Annotated in this window: 6 protein-coding genes and 1 pseudogene; 2 read left to right on the plus strand and 5 right to left on the minus strand. The window is 66.6% G+C overall.

Features of this window, described 5'->3' with window-relative positions; genetic code table 11:
• Window positions 1-205 precede the first annotated feature (205 nt).
• Entirely contained in the window at window positions 206-1,585 is a 1,380-nt protein-coding gene (gene ltrA / locus ACFU8W_RS51820) for a group II intron reverse transcriptase/maturase (protein WP_384052793.1), read from the minus strand.
• A gap of 683 nt (window positions 1,586-2,268) precedes the next feature.
• Between ltrA and ACFU8W_RS51825 the strand changes: the two genes are divergently transcribed.
• Window positions 2,269-2,997 (plus strand): DUF2625 domain-containing protein, encoded by a 729-nt coding sequence (locus ACFU8W_RS51825; RefSeq protein WP_384052794.1) that lies wholly within the window; start codon window positions 2,269-2,271, stop codon window positions 2,995-2,997.
• Here ACFU8W_RS51825 and ACFU8W_RS51830 read toward each other — a convergent pair.
• The 3 genes and pseudogenes from ACFU8W_RS51830 to ACFU8W_RS51840 form a co-directional block, all read right to left on the minus strand.
• A pseudogene (locus ACFU8W_RS51830) lies at window positions 2,947-3,805 on the minus strand (IS5 family transposase). The gene ACFU8W_RS51825 and the pseudogene ACFU8W_RS51830 overlap by 51 nt on opposite strands.
• Window positions 3,806-3,973: 168 nt before the next feature.
• Window positions 3,974-4,705 carry a hypothetical protein gene (locus ACFU8W_RS51835; protein ID WP_384052795.1) on the minus strand — a complete coding sequence of 244 codons (732 nt, stop codon included), beginning with the start codon at window positions 4,703-4,705 and terminating at the stop codon, window positions 3,974-3,976.
• 38 nt (window positions 4,706-4,743) lie between these two features.
• Window positions 4,744-5,682: a transposase gene (locus ACFU8W_RS51840; protein WP_384052797.1), complete on the minus strand. Its 939-nt coding sequence runs from the start codon at window positions 5,680-5,682 to the stop codon at window positions 4,744-4,746.
• Between ACFU8W_RS51840 and ACFU8W_RS51845 the strand changes: the two genes are divergently transcribed.
• Window positions 5,630-5,815 carry a hypothetical protein gene (locus ACFU8W_RS51845; protein ID WP_384052798.1) on the plus strand — a complete coding sequence of 62 codons (186 nt, stop codon included), beginning with the start codon at window positions 5,630-5,632 and terminating at the stop codon, window positions 5,813-5,815. The two genes, ACFU8W_RS51840 and ACFU8W_RS51845, sit on opposite strands and share 53 nt — an antisense overlap.
• Before the next feature lie 21 nt (window positions 5,816-5,836).
• Here the strand turns inward: ACFU8W_RS51845 and ACFU8W_RS51850 are convergent, their stop codons facing one another.
• Window positions 5,837-6,292 carry a VOC family protein gene (locus ACFU8W_RS51850; RefSeq protein ID WP_384052796.1) on the minus strand — a complete coding sequence of 152 codons (456 nt, stop codon included), beginning with the start codon at window positions 6,290-6,292 and terminating at the stop codon, window positions 5,837-5,839.
• Window positions 6,293-6,574 lie beyond the last annotated feature (282 nt).

Below are 6,574 nucleotides of genomic sequence, written 5' to 3' on the forward strand. Positions count from 1 at the left end.
CACGTAGAAAGTGCCCTCCGCCTGGATCGACAGAACCCCTCAGCAAGGTTCATCGTTCCAGGTCAGGAAGGCACTTTCGCGTTTCTGCCCCAAAGCCAGCCGTACCCAAGTGTAGGGTCGGGGGCTGGCGCGGTGGCGTAGTACGTACGCTCCGTTTCCAGCCCCCGCCACATCGAACCGTGCATGCGGTTCTCCCGCACACGGCTCACCGACGCCGTTCACCACCGGCATTCGGCCTGCCCCGCCAGTCCCGGAAGGGCCTGGGTGCAACAACGGTCCCGTGCAAGGCGATCAGGCCCAGGTAATCCTGAGCGGCGAAGGCAACCACCGCCCACCCGAACTTTCTGGTGCGCCGATGCTTCTTGGCGAGGAATCCGCCTATCCGCATCCGCGCATACGAACCGATCTGGTCAAAGAAATGAGCCGAGTTCCCGAACCGGAAATACGCGGCCCACCCGCGAAGGAACGTGTTCACGTCCTCCACGATCACCTTGACCGGCAGCAGCAGTCTGCGCCGTTCCGTAAGTTCACGGATCCGGTCGCGGGCATGCTGCATGGCCTTGCCCGCGGGCCAGCGGGCGAGGAAGGTCACCGGGCGCTTCCCGTCACGGGACCGGGATGCCACCAGACGGTGGTGGAAACCGAGGAAATCCACTCCCCCGCCTGCCACCTCCAGGTGAACGATCCTCGTCTTGGCCGCCTTCGGTTCCATACCGAGTTCGGCCAGCAGACACCTCAACCGCTCCAGGGCAGCTTCAGCCTGCTCACGGGTCGCGCACATCACCACCGCGTCATCGGCATAACGCACCAGCACCCCATGCTGCCGCGACTCCCATGCCCGGTCGATCCGGTGCAGAAAGACATTGGCCAGCAGCGGGGAAACCACCCCGCCCTGCGGAGTACCGGTGACCGGCCGGCGGACCTGACCGCCCTCCATGACTCCCGCCCGCAGCATCGCGCGCAAGAGCTTCAGGACAGACTGGTCACAGACGCGTTCCTCGACCGCCTGCATCAACTTCTCGTGGTCAGTCGCCTCAAAGCAGTTGGCGATGTCCGTCTCAACGACCCATCGCCGCCCCCGCCAGGACTCATCGATCAAGACCTGGAGGGCATCGTGCGCACCGCGCCTGGGCCTGAACCCGAAGGAACACGGCAGCATGTCGGCTTCGAAGACCGGCTCGAGCACGATCTTCAGTGCGGCCTGCACGATGCGGTCGCGGACCGCAGGAATCGACAAGGGCCTTTGCTCCGCCGTGCCGGGCTTGGGAATGAACACCCGGCGCGCCGGGAGCGGCCGCCACCTGCCGTCCTTCAATTCCGCGGCCAATTCATCAAGAAGCCGGGCGACCCCGTACTCCTCGACCTGCCCGAGATCGACCGCGTCGATGCCCGGAGCGCCGTTGTTACGACGCACCATTGACCACGCACGCGCCAGGACATCCCTGCGGTGGACCTTGTCCCCCAGCGCGTGGAACCGCCGTCCGGGATCGGCCTTGGCCGCCCGGTAAAGCGCATGCTGCAGGGCACGGACCGGATCCGAGGGAGAACGTCCCCCGACGGCGGGACTAGCCACACGGGCACTCACCGGGCCCCTCCACTTCAGCAGTACGCATCGACGAAGCAGCGGCCCTTCCCTCACCGGCGGTTGTGTTGTCCGTCCGGCTCAAGCAGTACTACGGCCGCCTCCGACGCCCACCCGACCCGCTTCCCCTTCCCGGGGTTCACCCGGTTATAGGTCGCGATGCTTCCGACAGCACTCTTGCCGCAGGCTGCCGGGCCAGGGAGGGCCTCCCCAGTTCCCGCCGTCACCGTCGAAACGTTCCATGTCCCATACGCCGGGGAGTCCTTCGCGGCTGCCCTTCCAGGATCTTCACCGCTTCCATGGCCTTCACCCTGATTTCGGGGGCTCGGCTCTCCCTGTCCCCACCCTCACGGGCGGGCCTCTAACGACGCCGCAGACTTCGCGTGATGCTACGGACCGCTTCTTCGCTCCCCCTTCACAGGGCTTTCGACGCTGGACTTCGACGCCGGGCGTTTCCCCCCGACGCCGCCAGCCTGCTACCGGGCCTCCTGGCAGCTACCCGGACCGGACTCACACCGGCAGGTGACGACGAGCTTACGAACCAACGATCAACCATCTACATGGCCAACCTCCAGGTTCTGCTGGGCGTACGAAACGGCGAGGCTAAGAGGTCGTCTCGATAGGCGGTTGGTGAGTCGAAGCGCCCTGCCAGTTGGGGCGCGCGGTGTGGATGCGACGATGCGGGCATGCGCGAGTTGAGCGAGTTGATCAACGTCGAGGAACCGGCCTGGCCAGAACTCAGGGAGCTCGTCGGTGCCGGGCCGGTGTCTGTTGAGGTGCTCCCGCCGGATGGCGGCCTGGGGAGGGCCTCTCTTCTCCAGTTGCAGGTCACGGCCCGGTCGTACTTGGGTGCGATGGCGCTGCACTGCGGCGGTCTGCTGGTGGACGGCGGATGGTTGCGGGTCTTCGGCAGCCCCGCGGACGGGGCGGCTCGTGGGGCGCCGAGCCTGGCTCAGGTCAATCAGTTCCCTGGAGCGTTCGACCCTGCGTGGCGAGCGGATCCCGGTCTGGTGGTGGCGCACGACGTGCTGGGCGGCGTCTTCGCGCTCAACGGCGGGGCTCCAGCCGACCACGGGCGTCCTGGGTCTCCTGGCGAGATGATCTACTTCGCCCCGGATTCGCTTCGCTGGGAGGCTTTGGGGGGCGGTCACTCAGCGTGGACTGCCTGGCTGGCATCAGGGGCGCTTGATGAGTTCTACGCGGATCTTCGCTGGTCCGGCTGGAAGGATGACGTCCAGGCACTGAACGGCGATCAGGGCCTGTCGATGTTTCCGCCGTTGTGGTCTGCCGAGGCACGTCAGGACCTCTCCGTGACCAGTCGTCGCGCCGTGCCCATGACGGAGTTGCTCGGCGTCGCCCGGGACTCATGCCGACAGTTCGATGGAGTTGATCCGGGCTTTCTCGGCGCCGCGTGAACAGGTCGGCCGGTCCAGTCGGCGAAAGCAGATCAGGACGGCAGCGATTCCGGCGAAGGCCAGGAAGTGTTCCGCCTTGCGCTCGTAGCGACGGTGCAGGCGGCGGCAGCCGGCCAGCCAGGCCACCGTCCGCTCCACGGTCCAACGGTGGCGGCCCAGCCTCTGGGAGGACTCAATGCCCTTGCGGGCGATGCGCGGGGTGATGTTCCGGGACCGAGCCATCGGCGCAGGTGGTCGTAGTCGTAGCCCTTGTCGGCGTGCAGCTTGGCGGGCCGTCGCCGACGGGGTCCGCGCCGGGAGCGGATGGGCGGGATACCCCGGACCAAGGGCTCCAGGCCCTGGCTGTCATGGGTGTTGGCGGCGGAGATGCCGATGGAGATGGGCAGACCGGTCCGCTCGGTGATCAAGTGGATCTTTGAGCCTTTCTTGCCACGATCTACGGGATTCGGACCCGTCAGGTCCCCCCTTTCAACGCCCGCATGTTCACCGAGTCGATTGCGCACCGCGACCAGTCCAGTGCGCCGCGGGCGCCGAGCTCGTCCAGGACCAAACGGTGGAGCTTGCCCCACACCCGAGCCCGGCTCCACTCGGTGAACCGCCGGTGCGCGGTCGGCCCGGACGGGCCGAAGACCGGCGGCAGCTGTCGCCACGTACAGCCCGTCGTGGCCACGAACACGATCGCCGCCAGCACCTGTCGGTCCCCATACCTGCGTCGGCCACCACCCTGCGGCCGCACCGGAGCAGCCGGGACCACCCGCTGGAACAACTCCCACAACCCATCCGGCACCAGCCGCTCCACCGTCGCCATCACGACCGTGAGCCTAGTGGGCAAGCCAGTTGAGACGATCTCTAAGGACTTGTCCGGCCGATCATGTTCGGAGCCAGATGACGAGGGCTGATGCGGTGGCTGTGCCGAGGAGGACGTAGCCGCGTTTGATGCCCCTATGGATGTCAAGCAGCGGTTCTTGGTGGGTTGTCAGTCGGGCTGCATGATCCAGTCGCCGGGAAATGCTGCTCTGAAGGTGTCGAGTTGTGCAGTGGTGCGGCTGCGAACCCACAGCCACTGCCGGGAGTCGTCGCGCAGGATCAGACCGGACCCGGTGAACCAGCGGACGGGCGGACCATCGGGGTCTGCCCACAATGGGTAGTCGGGAAAGGGAAGACGCTCGAAGCGCTCCTCGACCCCTTCGAGGGTCTTCTCGTCCAGTTCACGGTTGTCGGAGACATCGTCGTCAGGCTCTGCGGACAGCAGGGCTTCGGAGAGGACCATTTCCACCGCCGCCAGCGACAGACGCTCCAGAAACGGCTGCCACGGCGTGCGGCCGTCGCGGGTGAGCTCACGGAAAACCACCGGAGGATCTGGCTGCGCCAGCTGTGAGACCCGTACACCCCAGATCGCGCAGTGCTGATTCTCGACACGAAAGACCAGCACGTCCTCGTCGAGCCGCAGCTGATCGGGACGCAGTAGCCGGTCCTGGCGGCTGGTGAGGTCGCTGCGTCGTCCCAGGAGGCGGTAGCAAGATGTCAGCATGGTCGGGAGCCGCAGACCGAGCCGGTGTTCGGCCGCGGTGAGTTCTTCGGCTGCGCACCCGTCGCCTTCCTCCAGCGGGCTGAGCCAGTGCTCCGCGAACCACTCGATGAACCGGGATGCGCTCTCGGCGCCATCGATCAGGGCCATGGCCTGGATGATCGCATGCTTTGCTGACACGGTACGACCTTACTCAGCACCGCCGACAGCATGGCGCGTCAGGCGTCTTCGACGAGCACAGGGTTTGCGTCCTCAGTTGCAGTGCTCGTCGTAAGGATGAGCTGATAAATCTCCCGTGCGACGTACCGCTTGAGGCAGCGGAGGATCTCCCGGCGAGTCTTGCCCTCGGCCAGACGCCGGCGCAGGTAGTCCTGGGAACGGCCGTCCCATCGCAGGCGGCTGAGGACGATCCGGTAGAGGGCGGCGTTGGCCTGGCGGTCACCCCCGCGATTCAGCCGACGTCGCTGGGTCTTGCCGGAGGACGCTTCGACCGGACTGGTGCCGCACAAAGCCGCAAAGGACGCCTCGCTTACGAGGCGCTCCGGGTTGTCGCCGGCCGACATGAGCAGGGCCACATCGCTGTCCGGGCCGACACCGCGCACGTCCAGCAGGCCCGGCGTGCTCGCTTCGACTGCCTCGGCTATGCGCTTGTTGAGATCGTCGATCTCCTCGGTCAGGTGCTGGATGCGGCGCGCCAGCAGCCTCAACGTGTGGCGGGCGGCTCCGGCCGGCCCGGAGATCGCCAGATTGTTTAGTTCGGCGCACTGCTTGAACAGGTGCGGGTTGCTCAGCCCGGCCATCGACTCCCGCAAGGTGGCGTCAGCCGAGACCAGGACGCTCTTGAGCTGGTTGATGGCCTGGGTCCTGGACTTGATCGCAGCCCCCTTCGCAAGCTTGAACAGTCGCAGCATCTCCACCGGGCCGTCAGTGGTCTTCGCGGTGGCGGTGGCGCGTCCGGAGAGCACGGCGCGGGCGGCGGCCTCGGCATCGATGGCGTCCGTCTTGCCGTGGCGGCGTCGGGTGGCCTTGTCGGGCTGGTTGACCTCGGTCACTTCGATGCCCTCGGCGCACAGGTGACGGGCCAGGGCGGCCCCGTAGGAGCGTGTGCACTCGACACCGGCCCTCCGAAGCCTGCCGAACGATCTGGCCCAGGCAATGAGTTGGCGGTACCCGTCGGCGGTCGCCGGGAAGCTACGGCAGCCCAAGACGGCGCCCAGCATGGTGACCGACAAGCTCGCCGTCCGCTACGAGGCGGCTGTGCTGGTCGCAGCCGTGAACGAGTGGCTGTGACCAGCACCGTCGCAACGGCCCTCAGACGACGTCGAATTCGTTGCCCTCGGGGTCCTGCATGGCGGCGGCGTAGAGCCCCATGTCCGGCTCATCCTTGATCCGCAGCACGGTGGCACCAGCTTTGACCAGCCGTTCCGCCGTGGCCTTGACCCGCTGTGTGCGGACGTCCAGTGGGACGTCACGGCCCCCACCGACCTTCAGGTCGAAGTGCCACCGGTTCTTGGCGACCTTCGGCTCCGGAACCTGCTGGAACCACACCCTCGGTCCACGTCCCGCGGGATCGACGATGGACTCCGGAATATCCCCGGCACCGGCTGGCAACTCCGCCTCGGGAACCCCCATCGCCGCCCAGTAAGCACGCCACGTGGCGTGCCCGCCAGGCGGAGGCTCAGGCACGTAGCCCAGGGCCTCGGCCCAGAAAGCCACCATTGTCTGCGGATCGGAGCAGTCGATCGTCAGCTGCACTGTTATCTCCATGCTCGGAGCATCCCAGGCAGGTCTGACAGACGATCCACTTTCGCAACAGGCCTTAGAACTACGGAGCAGGAGGTTCCCGCGCCCCTGCCGCGCCCGATCGTCCGGGAACTGACGGGGAACCATGGTGGTTGACGGACAGCCCACACGAGAACGGCCCCCGACCGATTGAATCCGCCGATCAGGAAGGCTAAGCCTCGATCCACCGACGTGCTCTGAAGATGATCTCTTGATCGATTTGTGAGCTGGTTTCGGTCGGTGGCCGTGGGTGGGCAGGTTGTTTCT

The sequence above is a fragment of the Streptomyces sp. NPDC057565 genome (assembly GCF_042801455.1).
GTDB lineage: Bacteria > Actinomycetota > Actinomycetes > Streptomycetales > Streptomycetaceae > Streptomyces > Streptomyces yanii.